The organism is Paenibacillus sp. FSL K6-1330 (assembly GCF_037976825.1).
GTDB lineage: Bacteria > Bacillota > Bacilli > Paenibacillales > Paenibacillaceae > Paenibacillus_AQ.
Genome location: NZ_CP150269.1, coordinates 2,476,765 through 2,492,404, shown reverse-complemented (window position 1 = coordinate 2,492,404; position 15,640 = coordinate 2,476,765). Strand labels below are relative to the sequence as shown.

Annotated in this window: 13 protein-coding genes; 2 read left to right on the top strand and 11 right to left on the bottom strand. The window is 52.4% G+C overall.

The features are described 5' to 3' along the window. Nucleotides 1-150 precede the first annotated feature (150 nt). Both dapF and NYE54_RS11180 read right to left on the bottom strand, forming a co-directional pair. On the bottom strand, nucleotides 151-987 hold the full coding sequence (gene dapF / locus NYE54_RS11185; RefSeq protein WP_339273460.1) for a diaminopimelate epimerase: 837 nt from the start codon (nucleotides 985-987) through the stop codon (nucleotides 151-153). 75 nt (nucleotides 988-1,062) lie between these two features. Further along, nucleotides 1,063-3,858 (bottom strand): calcium-translocating P-type ATPase, SERCA-type, encoded by a 2,796-nt coding sequence (locus NYE54_RS11180; RefSeq protein WP_339272006.1) that lies wholly within the window; start codon nucleotides 3,856-3,858, stop codon nucleotides 1,063-1,065. Nucleotides 3,859-4,036: 178 nt separating this feature from the next. Here NYE54_RS11180 and NYE54_RS11175 point away from each other — a divergent pair, with 178 nt between their 5' ends. Next, nucleotides 4,037-5,794, top strand: coding sequence for an NFACT RNA binding domain-containing protein (locus NYE54_RS11175; RefSeq protein ID WP_339272005.1), 1,758 nt, complete (start codon nucleotides 4,037-4,039; stop codon nucleotides 5,792-5,794). A 175-nt stretch (nucleotides 5,795-5,969) separates the two neighbouring features. On the opposite strand, the gene NYE54_RS11170 is transcribed toward NYE54_RS11175, so the two are convergent. The 9 genes from NYE54_RS11170 to NYE54_RS11130 all read right to left on the bottom strand — a co-directional run bounded on the left by NYE54_RS11170 (nucleotide 5,970) and on the right by NYE54_RS11130 (nucleotide 15,039). Beyond that, nucleotides 5,970-6,836, bottom strand: coding sequence for a PHP domain-containing protein (locus tag NYE54_RS11170; RefSeq protein ID WP_339272004.1), 867 nt, complete (start codon nucleotides 6,834-6,836; stop codon nucleotides 5,970-5,972). Between the two features lie 38 nt (nucleotides 6,837-6,874). Further along, complete coding sequence (locus NYE54_RS11165) at nucleotides 6,875-7,780, bottom strand: selenium metabolism-associated LysR family transcriptional regulator (RefSeq protein ID WP_339272003.1); 906 nt, start codon at nucleotides 7,778-7,780, stop codon at nucleotides 6,875-6,877. 118 nt (nucleotides 7,781-7,898) lie between these two features. After that, complete coding sequence (locus NYE54_RS11160; RefSeq protein ID WP_076320722.1) at nucleotides 7,899-8,336, bottom strand: hypothetical protein; 438 nt, start codon at nucleotides 8,334-8,336, stop codon at nucleotides 7,899-7,901. A 428-nt stretch (nucleotides 8,337-8,764) separates the two neighbouring features. Continuing rightward, the gene (locus tag NYE54_RS11155; protein WP_076320721.1) at nucleotides 8,765-9,028 is read right to left on the bottom strand and encodes a YlbG family protein; all 264 of its coding nucleotides are present in this window, start codon (nucleotides 9,026-9,028) and stop codon (nucleotides 8,765-8,767) included. Nucleotides 9,029-9,075: 47 nt separating this feature from the next. Continuing rightward, on the bottom strand, nucleotides 9,076-9,513 hold the full coding sequence (locus NYE54_RS11150) for a YlbF family regulator (RefSeq protein ID WP_098743096.1): 438 nt from the start codon (nucleotides 9,511-9,513) through the stop codon (nucleotides 9,076-9,078). 104 nt (nucleotides 9,514-9,617) lie between these two features. Further along, nucleotides 9,618-11,333: a helicase-associated domain-containing protein gene (locus tag NYE54_RS11145; protein WP_339272002.1), complete on the bottom strand. Its 1,716-nt coding sequence runs from the start codon at nucleotides 11,331-11,333 to the stop codon at nucleotides 9,618-9,620. Then, nucleotides 11,330-13,114: a DNA repair helicase XPB gene (locus NYE54_RS11140; RefSeq protein WP_339272001.1), complete on the bottom strand. Its 1,785-nt coding sequence runs from the start codon at nucleotides 13,112-13,114 to the stop codon at nucleotides 11,330-11,332. The genes NYE54_RS11145 and NYE54_RS11140 overlap by 4 nt, the downstream gene beginning before the upstream one ends. Before the next feature lie 212 nt (nucleotides 13,115-13,326). Then, complete coding sequence (locus NYE54_RS11135) at nucleotides 13,327-14,499, bottom strand: M20 family metallopeptidase (protein WP_339272000.1); 1,173 nt, start codon at nucleotides 14,497-14,499, stop codon at nucleotides 13,327-13,329. 30 nt (nucleotides 14,500-14,529) lie between these two features. Further along, entirely contained in the window at nucleotides 14,530-15,039 is a 510-nt protein-coding gene (locus tag NYE54_RS11130; protein ID WP_339271999.1) for an NUDIX hydrolase, read from the bottom strand. Nucleotides 15,040-15,291: 252 nt separating this feature from the next. Here NYE54_RS11130 and NYE54_RS11125 point away from each other — a divergent pair, with 252 nt between their 5' ends. After that, nucleotides 15,292-15,639, top strand: coding sequence for a YugN family protein (locus tag NYE54_RS11125; RefSeq protein WP_215164023.1), 348 nt, complete (start codon nucleotides 15,292-15,294; stop codon nucleotides 15,637-15,639). The last annotated feature ends 1 nt before the right edge of the window (nucleotide 15,640 follow it).

The following is a 15,640-nucleotide window of genomic DNA, read 5'->3' as shown; positions in this document are numbered from 1 at the left end:
ACTAATGTATCATAAAACCTCTCAAAAGATAAAGAGACAAAAGGGAAGCCTTCAGAAGGCCTCCCTAACGTGTCCACCCCTAATGGACAAACTTTAGATCATACTGTTTTTTCACTTTTGCGGGCAGGATTGTAACGGCTGGCGGATGCTCTACAAGGCAATCGTGCCTGCGTACACGACCTCGGCTGGCCCTGTCATGTACACATGATTGTCGGACTCATCCCACTCGATAAACAAGTCCCCGCCTTTAAGAGAGATCGTTGCGCTATGGTCTGTCAATCCGTTCAGTACCGAAGATACCAAAGTTGCGCAGGCGCCGGTGCCGCAGGCCAAGGTCGGTCCTGCACCACGCTCCCATACCCGCATGTCCACTTGGCCCCGTGAATTCACCGTCGCAAACTCCACGTTAATCTTTCTCGGGAACAGCGGATGTACCTCAAGCTTAGGTCCCCATTCACCGAGATCGAAGTTAATGGCATCGTCCACATAAATGACGCAGTGCGGATTGCCCATGGACACCGCGGTGAAGCGGAAATCCTGGCCGTCTACTTCAATTGGATGATTCACCACCGGATGGAGATCGATCGTCGTAGGCACGCTCAGTCCATTCAGGACCGGTTCACCCATATCGACCCGCACGCTGCTCACTTGACCATCCTGCACCGTAAGGCGTACTTGCTGTACCCCGGCGCCGATGGTTTCAATGGTAATCTCCTCTCGGTCAATATGACCGTGATCATACACATACTTCGCTACACACCGAATGGCGTTGCCGCATTGTTCCGCTTCGGAACCATCTGAGTTCATGATGCGCATCATAAAGTTAGCCTTTGTGGAAGGCAAAATATATACAAGTCCGTCTGCACCGATGCCGAAAAAGCGATTGCACAGCTTCACGGCCCATTCGGATGCATGGGATGGAAGTTCTTGCTCGCCGTATACGACAACGAAGTCGTTGCCAAGTCCATGCATTTTCGTAAATTCCATCATAAAACCCATCTCCTCTGCAATTGCTATGCTCGTGCTTAGCATATCGCAGAGGTGATGGGCTATCCATTCAATTTATGCCGAAATATTTGCACTCTTCGTCATCATGCTGCGGCGGTTCCGGTTGCGGTTTCGTCTGCCTCCCCACACGCTTCCCGCTCCCATCAGGAAGGTAGGAATGCCGGCGGCCACGAGTGTCAGTGCCCATTCCTTCAAATTCAATGGAACGGTCTTAAAGATCGGCTGAAACGCCTCGATGTACATGACGCCAAGCATCAGCAATACCGAGGACAGCACAGCAAGCACCAGCGCTTTGTTCTGAAGCGGATTGCGATGGAAAATCGAACGCGAGCTGCGGCAGTCAAACACATGGATCAGTTGGGCCATGACGAGTGTCGCAAAGGCAACGGACTGTGCCTTGGCCAACTGACCCGGATCATTCGGCGCGATGCGCAGCGTAATCCAAAATGCGCCAAGTGTACACAGGCCGATCAATATGCCGCGGCTGATGATTTTCCAACCAAGACGTCTGGCAAAAATATTTTCCTTGGCTCCGCGCGGCTTGTGCTCCATCAGATCCTTCTCCGGCTGATCCACCCCAAGCGCCATAGCCGGCAGTCCGTCGGTCACGAGGTTGACCCACAGAATCTGGATCGGAACGAGCGGAAGCGGCAGACCCATCATCATCGCGAAAAACATCGTCAGAATTTCGCCGACATTAGAAGCCAGCAAATAGCGGATAAATTTGCGAATATTTTCATAGATGCTGCGCCCCTCCTCAATCGCTGAAACAATTGTGGAGAAATTATCATCACTGAGCACAAGCGAAGACGCTTCCTTCGTTACGTCTGTCCCGGTAATTCCCATGGCAATTCCGATATCCGCCGCTTTGATGGCCGGAGCATCGTTCACGCCGTCCCCCGTCATGGCAACCACATGCCCCTTACGTTGAAGCGACTTTACGATGCGGAGCTTATGCTCAGGGGATACGCGGGCGTAAACAAAGGTCTGATCCACCCTCGCATCGAGCTCTTTGTCATCCATCCCGGATAACTCCTGGCCTGATAACGACAGGCCGTTCCTTGGCAGGATGCCAAGCTGGGCGGCGATCGCTTCCGCCGTCGTCCGGTGGTCGCCCGTAATCATGACGGTCTTGATGCCCGCGCGGCGGCATGTCGCAATTGCATCGCGCACTTCACGGCGCGGCGGATCGATCATCCCGGCCAGCCCGACAAAGATAAGCTGGCTCTCGGCCTCTTTCTCCGTTTCCGGCTTGTCATAAGAACGCAAATCCCGATAAGCCAAACCAAGCACGCGTAGCGCATCGGAGGCCATACCTTCATTGGCGGCAAACACCTTCTGACGGAGCGTAGCGGTAAGCGGAACAACGTTTCCGTCCCACATAATATAAGCACATGCATCTAGCAGCACATCCGGCGCGCCTTTCGTGCAGAGCAAGCGTCCGCCCTGATGGCTGACAATGACGGACATCAGCTTTCGCTCCGAATCAAACGGAAACTCTTTGTCTCTCTGGTAGATGGAGTTCAGGCTTCCCTTTGTCAATCCCATTTTGGACGATAGCGTCAACAGCGCCCCTTCGGTCGGGTCCCCTTTTAATTCCCAGGAAGCAGCTGTCGGCTCTTCCTTGCTCTTCCGCTTGTTCCGCGTTTCTTCCTGCACGTTCTCATAGATTTCGGCATTGTTGCACAGACCGCTGATTTGCAATAATCTGCGCAGGCCCTGGTCGGACCGCAGCTCGACCGGTTTGCCTCTATGAAGGATCTGACCCGTCGGGTCATAACCATGCCCGGTCACTTCCAATGAGCGCCCTCCCAGCCAAACTTGGGTTACGGTCATTTTATTCTGCGTGAGCGTCCCGGTTTTGTCCGAACAGATTACGGATGCACAGCCCAGCGTTTCCACGGATGGCAGCTTGCGTACAATCGCTTTGCGCTTAATCATGCGCTGCACGCCGAGGGCGAGTGCAATCGTGACGATGGCCGGAAGCCCTTCCGGGATGGCCGCAACCGCAAGACTGACTCCTGCAAGGAACATGCCTGCGGCAGGCTGTCCATGCAGAATGCCTGCTACGACGACCAGAATCGTAAGCCCCAGTGAAACGGCGATCAGGATTTTGCCCAGCTGCTCCAGTCGATGCTGCAGCGGCGTCTCCTGGGATTCCGTGTTCTGGATCAAATCGGCGATTTTGCCCATCTCCGTATCCATTCCGGTTCGGATGACAACACCCTTCGCCGTACCGCGGACCACCATCGTGCCCATGAACCCGATGTTCTTCCGGTCACCTAGGGGAACATCCGCATCGCGGATCGGCTCGGCATGTTTGTTCACCGGCAGGGACTCGCCGGTCAAGGCCGATTCCTCGACGCTGCAGCTGTTGATCTCAAGCCAGCGAACATCGGCCGGAATGCGGTCTCCGCTCTCGACGAGCACGACATCGCCAGGGACGAGTTCTCTGGCCGCAACCTGTACCACTTTACCGTCCCGAATGACCCTAGACATTGGTGCGGACAGCTGCTTCAAGGCCCGAAGCGAGCGTTCCGCCTTGAATTCCTGAACGAAACCAAGAATCCCGTTGATCAGGATGATGGCTACAATCGTTACGGCATCCAGATACTCACCCAGCAGACCCGATACCAGAGTGGCTCCAAGGAGCACCAACGTCATGAAATCCTTAAATTGATTCAGAAACAGAACAAATGGAGAAATTTTAACGCCCTCGGAGAGCTCATTATAGCCGCTTTTTTTTCGTCTCTCCCCGGTTTCCTCTTCCGTGAGGCCCTGCTCCGGATGCATATGCAGCGCTTGCTGCAATTCATCCGTATCCATTTGATGCCATTGCTTTTGTTCCATGCTTCCTTTCCCTCCCGGTTGTTTTCCTCCGGCGGATGACAGCTTTTCCACCCTTTCTACGTAAATGTATTCGGACAGGTCCTGAATTATCACAGAAGGGGCCTTAAGTTTTTAAGGGAAATATGGCATCATAGAGAAGTACGATAGGAAGGGTAACAGACAGATAGGAGAATGAAGGATGGCATTAGACGGCATTGTCACACGTGCGATCGTGCATGAGCTTCAATCATGCCGGGGCGCACGGATCAATAAAATATATCAACCGAACGATCGGGACATCGTGTTTCATATACGCACCCAGCAGGGAAACGCCAAGCTGCTGCTATCCGCAAACCCCACGTATCCCAGGGTTCATCTGACACAGGAGACCTTTCTGAATCCGGCCGAAGCCCCTATGTTTTGCATGATTCTGCGCAAGCATTGCGAGAGCGGCATCATCGAGGACATCCAGCAGGTCGGTATGGAACGAATTATCCATATTACGATCCGGCAGCGCGACGAACTTGGGGATATCTCCTCCAAGAAAATCATCGTCGAACTGATGGGCAGACACAGTAACATCATTCTGCTCGACCCAGCAAGCGACACCATTCTGGACGGCATCAACCATGTGACACCCGCCATCAGCAGCTATCGCGTGGTCATGCCGGGATTCGCCTATACAAATCCGCCGGAGCAGCACAAGCTGAATCCGCTCGAAACCTTGCAGGAAGCCTTCCGGGAATCTTGTATGATGAACGAGGAGCAGGCCGTTCCATGGTTGGTCAGCGCGTTCAGCGGCCTCAGTCCGCTCGCGGCACAGGAAATTGCCCACCGCGCAGGAGAAAGCAGTGCTAGCGGGGTTGAGGGGGAAAAAGATTGCGGCAGCCTGTGGAGCGTTTTTGATGAACTCATGGAACAAGTTCGTAACCATCAATATACGCCCGTTACAGGCGTCAATGCCAAGGGGAAATCGGTGTTCTCCGTCATTCCGCTGACCTTGCTGGTGGACGAAACCACAACCTACGAGTCGGTCAGCCGATGCATGGAGGATTATTACGGGGATAAGGCGCAGCGGGATACAGTTAAACAGAAGGTAAGCGACCTCCTCCGATTCCTGCAGAATGAACGGACGAAGAACATCAAGAAGCTGGATAATCTGAATAAGGACTTGGAAGAAGCCGGGGATGCCGACCGGTATCGTATCTTTGGCGAGCTTCTCTTCGCCTCGCTCCATCAGATTAAGAAGGGCGACCGTGAAGCCCAGCTGGTTAACTTCTATGATGAAGAGCAGGCGACCGTCACCATCCCGTTGGATCCGCTCCTGACTCCGTCGGACAATGCACAGCGCTATTTCAAAAAATATAACAAGTACAAGAACAGCCTCGCGGTCATCGACGAACAATTAATCAAAACCCGCGAAGAGATCAACTATATCGAGAATCTTCTGCAGCAGCTGTCGCATGCTTCCTTGAGCGACATCGATGAAATCCGGGAAGAGCTGATCCAGCAGGGATACTTAAGAGACCGCAATCGTAAAGCGAAGAAAAAGAAAAAAAACGACAAGCCGACGCTGCATGTCTATACTTCATCCGAAGGCATCGAGCTTTATGTAGGCAAAAACAACCTACAAAACGAGTACGTTACCAACCGTCTCGCTTCCTCTAACGATACATGGCTGCACACCAAGGATATCCCGGGCTCCCACGTGGTTATCCGCAGTAGCGAGTACGGGGATGCAACGCTGCAGGAAGCGGCACAGCTGGCTGCTTATTACAGTCAGGCGAAAGAATCGAGCAGTGTTCCCGTCGACTACACACTCATTCGCCATGTACGCAAGCCGAATGGAGCCAAGCCCGGATTTGTCATTTATGACAATCAGAAAACGCTGTTTGTCACGCCAGACGAGCAGCGGATCAAGGCGATGCCCAGTTCGGTAAAAAACAATCGTAATTAAGATAATCTAAGACATCGATATATCGTTAATTTAACTAAAAAACGGGTACCCCGAAAGGTCGTGTGACCAGCCGGGATGCCCGTTTTTTCTTATTCTCATGCCAGGATTCTCCTATACGAATCCGCCGGAGCCGCACAAACTTAATCCGCTCGAAACCGGCAGTATTGTCGGGTTCTCAGCTCCTTGCCTGCGCCTGTTGAAGTTGGTCCAACACCTGGATAGATACCTGGCGGCTTCCGATATCCCCATGGAATACCTGGCCCTGCCTCTCACCATGGTAATCCGATCCGGCGGTCACGATCAAACCGTAATCTTCGGCCATGGCCAAGTAGCGTTTCTCCTCCGCTGCCCCATGGTCTGAATGATAGACTTCAATCCCTTTGAATGCAGCCTCTTCAATGACCGCTCTCACCAACGCGTCATCGCTGTAGAGTCCAGGGTGTGCAAGCACCGGCACACCCCCGGCTTCCCGTATCCATTCGCAGGCTTCCTTGGGATGAATCCGCGGCTGCGGCACATAAGCAGCTGCGCCCTGTGCGAGATAACGGTCGAAGGCATCCCTGAGATCGAGAGCATGGCCCTTCAGGACCAGCGCATCCGCAATATGCGGGCGGCCGATGCTCTCATCGGGTTCCAGCGGCCGTCCCAAGCTGGCGATCACTTCCTCCATCGTAAGCTCGATGCCAAGCTCTCTTAGCTTGCTCATGATCTTCTCATTACGCTTCTCCCTCGTGCGACGGAGCTCTGCCAGCCGCTCCAGAAATACGGGGTCCCGGTAATCTATGTAATAGCCTAGGACGTGAATATCCGTCCCGCATGCCATGGTGCTGATTTCTACGCCAGGGACCACGACCATGTTCAGCCGTTCTCCGGCTTGCAGCGCTTCCTCGACACCAGCTACGGTGTCATGATCCGTTATAGCTAGCGCCCCAAGTCCCCGATCGAAGGCAAGCTGCACGTTCTCCGAAGGTGTGTTCATCCCGTCCGAAGCCTGAGTGTGGGAATGAAGGTCGCAGCCTGTCCGATCCATCGATGTATCCATGATATTCAATCCCCTTTCGTTGTATGTGCGGGCGTGCTTTATCGCTGGTTTCGCTGGCGTTCCCTTAAATAGGCCAAAAACGTCATCGCCGACATCGGCAGCAGCGCTGACCGCAACTGAATGGAATAAAAGTTCCGTTTAAATGAGGCATCCGCAATATCGATCATTTTGACTAAGCCGAGCGCCGTTTCATGCTTGACCGTTGAAGTCGACAGCATCGTAATGCCGAGTCCTTCCTCTACCGCCGATTTCACCGCTCCCGTACTCCCAAGCTCCATCACCGTCCGGATGCTCTCGGGATCGTACCCCCGCATAAGCAGCACATGCTCCATCACCTTCCGGGTGCCAGATCCCTTCTCACGAAGGACAAACGGATACTTCAGCACCTCCTCCAAATATATCGCATCTTCCCTTGTCGCTAAAGGATGGCTGGAAGGAACGATCAGTTTCAGTTCATCCTCCATAACCGAATCCAGGACCATATCCGGATGCTCGACAGGTGCCTCAATCAGCCCAAAATTCAATTGATGGCCAGCGATTTCCTCGAGAATCTGCGTGGTGTTCATCACTTTAAGCATGATGGATATATCGGGATACTCCCGGCCGAAGGGCCCCAGCAATCGAGGCAGCACGTACTCCCCGATAGTCAGGCTAGCCCCCAGTTGCAGTCTTCCCTGAAGCTTATTTGAGAATGCCGCCATCGCTGCGTCCGTTTCCTGCGACAGCTCCAGGCTCTTGCGGGCAAAAGGAAGCAGCGTCCTCCCGGCCTCGGACAATTCCATGCGCTTGGTGGAACGAATGAGGAGCTTTGTCCCAAAATATTCCTCCAACGATTGTACCTGCATCGTCACAGCGGGCTGGCTCATATGAAGTGCCTGGGCAGCAGCAGAAAAACTCCCACGCTCTGCTACCGTATAAAAAATATGTAGCTGATGAAAGTTCATAGCATCGGTTCCCCTCTCGCTGCCTCTCTTTGTTATTATCATTGTAACGGATCAGAGCGGAGCATACAAAAAAGACATCCGCGCTTACGCTCGCATGCCATATGGTGACTCTATTTCTTTATTTACGTTTCCGGCTATTCTTAATCAGTGTCATACGACGTGAATGGCGAAGCCATGAGTAATACGACTTCAGGTCTCGAAGCTCAATGGTTTCTGACATACGTCCCAAAAAAGTTACAATAATCATCCGGTGCAGCGGGTTGCCAATCAAATCACGTTCATGCTCCAGCTCCGAAAACTCCGCCACAACCACCAAGTCGTCGTCAATCAGATAGACATCCTGTTCGTTGCGGTAATACGGCACGATCCGGTCCTGTTTCAGGCACTCCCACATCCAAGTCCCGATTTCCTCATGGGAGGTGTCGTTACCCTGAACCCGGTCCGTATAACGGCTCTTCGCATGATTGGTAATGATGATGTCGGCTACCTTTTTATCATTTAACGTAATATAAAACGGCTCATAGGTGCTCCACCGCTCTGTCCCTTTGTCGCGCATGGAATATCACTCTCCACCAAATGGGTCTTTGTATCTATGTATATATACCCAACATATTACATCATTCCACTGGCATTCACAAGATTGAAACCTCGCTTCTTGTGAACAATCACCGAAAATTTAGAAATATCTCTAGTTGTATCCTGTGCGTTAGGCGCTGACGTCGCCTGGAATGATGGCTTGATTAAAATGTAAATTGTACCTTACTTATACTATTTTATCAAACAAGATTCCGATTTATGCCAATCTATCGCCATCAATCCAAAAAAACTTTATAAAAAAGTGGATTTCTCTTGCGATATCAGGAAGTCCCATGCTTCAATTTTATACCTTCCAATATCTTAAAAAAAGCGGCCCCGTGGGGGCCGCTTTACACTCTTTATGCTAACTTATGCGTTAACGTTAGAGTCTTGATCAGGCACATCATGCTAAGGACCGTAAAACTTCGCTTTATCCGGCCCTTTGCTGCTGTACTCCGTCTTGATCTCATTCCGGAAGGAGCGCTCGATCTTACGAACGTAGGACAATCTCCGGATGTTCTTCATTGTTTCCTCGGCGCGGTCAGCATTGACGTACATGACAACATAATGCATGCGGCGTGATATATAGTGCACGCTGCCGTATTTCTCCAAATTTCTTGCTGCCTTTACATCGCTGACCCATATAATAAAACCGGTCCGTTCAGCCAACATCCTAAGCTCCTCGCCTCACTTTCGTCTCTATCTCTAGTCTATGCTTATTATCCGCACGAACAAGCTCCGCCGCTGCCGCACCCCTTCTTGGGAAGAGGATCGTTACCAGGTACCTTGATGCTCTCCGAAACCGAAAAAGCAATCTTCTCCGACATCGAATGCAGCAGATCGTCCAGATTCTTCTCCGCCTGCTTAAACCGGGCTACGGGCTCGTAAGCCTCAAGCTCCGCCTCCACTGCGGCTACTTCATCCTTGGCCGAATGGTAATTCGGGTGAAAGTGACCGAACCGCTGAGTCTCTTCAAATAGCTCTTTCTTGGAATCAAGCTTTCTGATCAAAGCCTGAATCGTAGGATCACCTTCAACTGCCTGCTTCCAATATAGATAATCCGCCACTTCGACGGAAGCATTAATCATGTCGCCTATTTCATAGGCATAGGTGAGCACCTCGGCCATATCGACCGTGTTTATTTCCGATACGCTCATGAACTCATCCCGCTTTTCTAATAGTTTGGCCCACGCTTTATTTTTGTGGACTCTTTCATCATAGCATAACGCTCGTATCTTAAGAAGGGGGAATTCATACGCTTTTACGGAATCACAAGCCGCATTTCCTTCCATTCCCCTTCGCCTAACTGCACCACGGTTCCCGTCATTTCGAAATCGGAATCCAGATCATATAATGCTCCCGAAATTTTCCATGGCTGCCGCTCGAGCTGATATGGAATAAACTCCATCCGGCTTCCATCGACTGCAATCTCTAATTTGGCTGACAATTCAAGCGCCTGCTCCATCATTTGCTTGGCCGTCGAACCGTGATAAGAACGCCAATCCCGTGTCCACATGATGGGAATCCTGTTCAAATCCGGAACGATTGACGCTTTATCCGGAAGGCTGTCGTCCCATTCAAGAACAAGCTCACTGCGAGCAGAGCGAATCAATCCGCTAGAAGGGCAGCCTGGATAACGCGGCAAAGCGTAACGGTTATCTCTTTCATCACCGTCCTCGAATTCCGTTTCATCTTTCGGAGCTGCGCCGACATACCGTAAGAACTCATTCCTCCCCGCGCGTTCAATCTCCTTGCCCCATTGACGTAGGGCCGTGTACACGTTCTCTGGAATTCCTGCCACTGCATGTTCCGTGAAAAAAGCCGTGATCGCTTCCGGCCCCATTCCTGCAGTCGCCGCCTGAGCTACCGAATCTCTGGTCAGTCGATAAACCGTCATTACGTCATCCGATATGCGCTCCGTGCATAGAGCAGCCGTAAACTTGACCATATAAGGCACGTCAGGCGGAATCAATATATCAAAATCCGGCTGAATAAACAGCCCCGAAGATCCGGTGTCATCCTTACTGCTTCCACTCAACAAGGAGCAGGGATCCATACGCCACCGGAACAGGAATTGACCATCGTGATCCATCCCAAGATCGATGTAACCGCAACCGGTCAATAAACGGAGCCATGAAGCCGCATCCCCCGCGGACAACTCCCTTCCCCTAAGAGGATTCCAGTTCAGTGGTTCCTCGCCCTTTGCTACCATGTGCTGAGCATAATACCACATCCCGCCGATCCGTGATGAGTGGCAAATCTGCCATGTGAAATGCTGATACTCGGCCGAACCCGGAACATAACGTTCCATCATGTGCAAAAGAACCAATCGTTCCATCGCTTCGCGTGAGAGTGCGAGCCAATGACGGAGCGCGGTCATGTTTAGCCTAAGCTCCCTTTGCTCCAAGGCGACCAACTCAAACGAAAACAGCAGATCCAATACGATCGCAACATGCGGTGGGTAAACATCAGCGTGATCATATTGGAGAGTAAGCCCCTCGACATCGGATGGCGTTAATCCCACGATGCTCCCCAGCTTCTGAATAAACTTCTTATGTAGAACCCCTTTAGCGGTTATAGCCACCTGGTTCTTGGCCATATAGACAAGCACATTGAACATATCAACTGCTATGCCGCTTCTTCCCTCTTGCTGGAGCTTCACGGCAGCAGCGGGAACGGAATCCGCCTCGAGATTGCCAAAAGCCTCCTGGAGAATCTGAAGTTTATCAAAAGGAATGAAATACAGCCTCTCGCCCCAGCCCTGTTTGACTGCTTGAACCCATCGCTGCTGCCTCAAGGATAAGAAGGCGAGCTGTACTTCCACACCGCTCAGGCGTTGAACGCGAAGCGAGCGAAGCTTGTCGTCATCAAAGCTCTGCCCGACAAAGCGGTTCCAAATATGATGAAGGACCGATCGCTCCTTGGCAAGAAGATGCTCTAAGCTTGTGGCTTCCGCCACGTTCTGCTGCTCCATCATCTCCACGAGGCCTCCTTCCCGTCAGGAATCGGCAAGCGATGCGTATGCCGCATCGCTATGAGGTCAAGGGAGGCCGGATGCTTCGCTTGAATCGCGTGATATTCATATCCCTGCTCAATCAGGAACAACTGGCGCCGGATCGCAAACATCTCCTCCCGGCTGTCCTCCGTCACCAATGCATAGAAATAAGCCCGATTCTCCCCCTGCTTCGGCCGCAGCAAGCGTCCAAGGCGCTGCGCCTCCTCCTGCCGTGAGCCGTAACTGCCCGAAACCTCGATCGCGACGGAAGCATCGGGCAGATCAACCGCGAAGTTAGCCACTTTCGAAACGACAAGTACACGGACGGCTCCTTCCCGGAAAGCCTTATACCATTCATTCCGCTGATCCTGCGTCATTTGCCCCGTAATGAGAGGGGCCTGCAGTTCCTCGGCAATGGCATGAAGCTGATCCAGGTATTGCCCGATGATCAGCGTCTGTGCATCCTTGTGGAGATCCACGAGCTGCCGAATCACACGAAGCTTGGAGGGATTCTCGGCAGCCAGCCGATACTGCTCCCTTTTGCCTACCGTCTTGCAGGCTTCTCTTATCTCATCCGGCAGCGGCACCTTAATCTCCATACAGTCCACCGAAGCAATCCAGCCCTGCTCCTCCAGCCTTTTCCACGGCATTTCATATCGTCTGGGGCCGATCAGCGAGAACACGTCATGCTCCCTTCCATCCTCGCGAACCAAGGTGGCGGTCAGACCAAGCCTGCGGGTCGCCTGAATATCGGCCGTCGCACGGAATACCGGGGCGGGGAGGAGATGGACCTCATCATAGATGATTAAGCCCCAGCGACGTTCATTAAACAGCTTCATATGCTGTTGTTCATCGCCCTTGCCCTGTCGGTGGGTCAAGATGTGATAGGTAGCGACCGTTACCGGCCTCACCTCTTTGCGCTGACCAGAGTATTCACCGATCTCCTCCGCGGAGAGTGAGGTTTTCTGCAACAGCTCGTCGATCCACTGCCTTACAGACGTTGTGTTGGAGGTTAGAATCAGGGTCTCGCACTGCAGATCGCGCATAGCGGCGATGCCAATCACCGTTTTCCCGGCACCGCAGGGCAGGACAAGCACCCCGTTCCCCCCTTCTCCGCCGATATCCCGAAAGGACTCAGCAGCCTTCTGCTGATAGTCGCGAAGCTTGAATCGCTGATCGTTTGAGCCGCCGCTTAAACCTCCGCCTCTCTCCGTACCCGTTGTTTCTCCTTGCCAAAGGATGTTCAGATATTGCCCGTCCAAATATCCCGCCTGATCCAGCACAGGATATCCAAGCCGGGTCAACTCCTGCTTTAATAGGCCACGCCGGTCTGAGGGCACCTCTGCCTCGTTTGCCGAAATCAACCGAACGCCGATTTCCATCAGGGAACGCTTGGACCTGAGCTCCTGCATCAGGGCTTCGCTATTGCTGTGTAGCAGCAATGAACGATCCTGTGTGGGATGCGGGAGCAGCGACAGCTGTCCGTAACGCCCAACGAGCTGGATAACCTCTTCCAGCAGGGCTGCCGGCACATCCCAACGTGATAGCGACTGAAGGCTCGAACAAATCGCCTCAGCTGTCAATCCTCCGGCAGCAGCGTTCCATAAGGATAACGGGGACAGGCGATATGTATGAAAAGACGTAGGACTTTTGATCAATTCCGCATACTGGGCCAGTTGTTCGCGTGCGGCCTCAGCCTCCACATGAGCGGTCTCAAGCAAGATGGTCCGATCCCGCTGGACGATGCACGGCTTGTTATGCATCCTAATCCCTCCTCGTAACATTTGGCTCTTTATTTTTCATAGCAGGTTAGAAAATCGTCTATCAACGTACTTTCTCAGAAGACAGACCGCATATAGCGGAGGTTAAAAAAAAGAAGTCCACATCCATATCCATGGATCTGAACTTCCCCTATGATCAATAGGATTTCCAAATGACGAGCGTTCATGCGCGATGATTGCGATTTTCTTAAAATCTAGTCCCCGTTCTGATAACTCGACACCATCTCGACCAGCAGCTTCGCCCCATAACGCATAGCATCTTCATCAAAGTCGAACATCGGGTGATGATGCGGATAGATTGCCCCCTTGTCCGGGTTACCGGCTCCAACAAAAATGAAGCAGCCTGGAATTTCCATCAAGTAATAGGCAAAATCCTCCGCTGGCATCAGTTTGGGCGAGACCTTGACCTGATCCGCTTCGAATATTTTCGGTGCCGTACGGAAGAACCGCTCGGTTTCGGTCTCATCATTCACCAAGGGTGGATAACCGACGAGATATCGGACCGCTGCCTTCGTGCCGTAGGTTTCAGAAACCGTCCGGGTCATATGTTCGATCCGCTCCCGGATCAATGTCCGGGTAGGTTCGTCAAAGGTGCGCACCGTTCCCGTGATCCGGCAAGAGGAAGCAATTACGTTTTGCGCCGTTCCGGCCTGCATCGTTCCTACCGTAACCACGGCAGGCTGCAGTGGATCTACCGTGCGGCTTACAATGGTTTGGAGCTGCATAACAAGCGCTGCTCCCGCTACCAGGGCATCGGCTGTCACATGCGGCATACCGCCATGTCCCCCGCGCCCTGTAATATCAATGAAAAACTCATCCGCCGCAGCCATCAGCGGACCCGGCGCGCTCGCTGCGGTCCCTACCGGAAACGGCGTCCATAAGTGGAGACCATAGACAACGTCGGCTCCGTCAAGTGCTCCATCCTTGATCATCTCTACCGCACCGCCGGGACAGACTTCCTCCGCTGGCTGGAACATAAAACGAATTTCGCCCTGGACTTCTTCAGGATACGTGCTGTAATAAGCAGCTGCCCCCAGCAGCATGGAGGTATGCCCATCATGCCCGCAAGCGTGCATCACGCCTTGCACCCGGGATTTGTACTCGCAGCTCTTGCCGTCTTCAATCGGCAGCGCATCCATATCAGAACGCAGCACAACGGTCTTGCCAGGTGTATCTCCTTTTATAATTCCTATAACGCCATGCCCGCCCACACCTGTCTTGACCGCAAGGCCCAGCTCCTGCAGCCGGGTTGCTATAAATGTCGAAGTTTCCTTCTCCTGGAACGAAAGTTCCGGGTGCATATGTAAATGACGACGCCACTCCACCATCCGTGGATACCATTGTTCCCAAAATGCTTCCTTCGTCAAGTTCCATCATCCTCCCCCGCTATATGCGGCTCAATCGATCGCAAGAAATCCGTAAAGCTTGCTCAGCAGCAGTCCGTGCCCAACCATGGCATCCATTCGGCCGCCTTCCTTGATCTTGCGATATACATCCCTGAGCGGGACCCACACAGCTCTAACATCTTCGTCCTCATCTTGATTCGACTCTTGGCTGCCGGACACCTTCAAATCGTCGGTGAAATAAAAATGAACGTTCCGGTTGGCCAGAGAAGCCATCGGATAAGCACTGCCCATGTAGGACAGGTCCTTGCACAGCACGCCTGCCTCTTCCTCAAGCTCCCGCTTAACGGCAAACTTCCGTTCCTCACCCGGTTTCACCGTTCCGCCGGGAAGCTCCCAGGTGATCTTATCAACCGCTTCCCGGTGCTGGCATACCAAGAGCAGACAACCTTGATGAACGGCCACAACCGCTGCCGATTCCGGAATCCGGTCGATCACGACAATTTCCTGCTGCCCGTTCTCTTCCACTACATAATAATCCGTGCGGTAAACGACGCGATTCATTGGCCATATCCACCCTTCGCTTAATTGAAGTCCTATGAATATATAACCACCAGGATGGAAAGCGTACATTTCACAGCGTTTTCACTTCCTTTTATTTTAGCAGAAAAGAAGAATGCCTGTCGTTATCAAAATCTCACCCTGGATAAAAGGTCTCAATTGAAGCGTGACGGGCGGTACAGGCTTGCACAAGTTCCTGAAACATACTATCATATTAAAGAACTTTGCAAGGACTATTAAGGGGGTTACAACCACATGATTTTCGAAAATACAGGCTTGGACGAATTGCACAGCGATTTAGCTTACCTTGATGAATGTGCCGAGAAAGTAGGCTTCATTCGTTGGCAGTGGGAATACTACCGCGCTACATATGACTTGAAAATCGAAGATAAAAAAAATCAGGCTGAATACTTCCTGCGCATTAACACCCGCGCTGTTGAAGGCAAGCTCGAAAAACCGGACGCCATCCTCAAAATCGAAGCGGTATACCTGGGTAGAGCCACGTTCCCGCACGGACTTGAGTATGAATCCATGGCTCCACAGCCCGTTATGAATGTGGCTACCAAGAAGCTTCAAGAGCTCAAAGCTCTTCTGGAAGCGTAAG

What these genes read in the sequence shown, in the direction of transcription:
- NYE54_RS11130 (WP_339271999.1), bottom strand. Translation starts at nt 15,039, where the DNA reads ATGAATCGCGTCGTTTACCGCACGGATTATTATGTAGTGGAAGAGAAC.
- NYE54_RS11160 (WP_076320722.1), bottom strand. Translation starts at nt 8,336, where the DNA reads ATGCGCGACAAAGGGACAGAGCGGTGGAGCACCTATGAGCCGTTTTAT.
- NYE54_RS11145 (WP_339272002.1), bottom strand. Translation starts at nt 11,333, where the DNA reads ATGATGGAGCAGCAGAACGTGGCGGAAGCCACAAGCTTAGAGCATCTT.
- NYE54_RS11165 (WP_339272003.1), bottom strand. Translation starts at nt 7,780, where the DNA reads ATGAACTTTCATCAGCTACATATTTTTTATACGGTAGCAGAGCGTGGG.
- NYE54_RS11155 (WP_076320721.1), bottom strand. Translation starts at nt 9,028, where the DNA reads ATGTTGGCTGAACGGACCGGTTTTATTATATGGGTCAGCGATGTAAAG.
- NYE54_RS11150 (WP_098743096.1), bottom strand. Translation starts at nt 9,513, where the DNA reads ATGAGCGTATCGGAAATAAACACGGTCGATATGGCCGAGGTGCTCACC.
- NYE54_RS11180 (WP_339272006.1), bottom strand. Translation starts at nt 3,858, where the DNA reads ATGGAACAAAAGCAATGGCATCAAATGGATACGGATGAATTGCAGCAA.
- NYE54_RS11140 (WP_339272001.1), bottom strand. Translation starts at nt 13,114, where the DNA reads ATGCATAACAAGCCGTGCATCGTCCAGCGGGATCGGACCATCTTGCTT.
- dapF (WP_339273460.1), bottom strand. Translation starts at nt 987, where the DNA reads ATGGAATTTACGAAAATGCATGGACTTGGCAACGACTTCGTTGTCGTA.
- NYE54_RS11175 (WP_339272005.1), top strand. Translation starts at nt 4,037, where the DNA reads ATGGCATTAGACGGCATTGTCACACGTGCGATCGTGCATGAGCTTCAA.
- NYE54_RS11125 (WP_215164023.1), top strand. Translation starts at nt 15,292, where the DNA reads ATGATTTTCGAAAATACAGGCTTGGACGAATTGCACAGCGATTTAGCT.
- NYE54_RS11170 (WP_339272004.1), bottom strand. Translation starts at nt 6,836, where the DNA reads ATGGATACATCGATGGATCGGACAGGCTGCGACCTTCATTCCCACACT.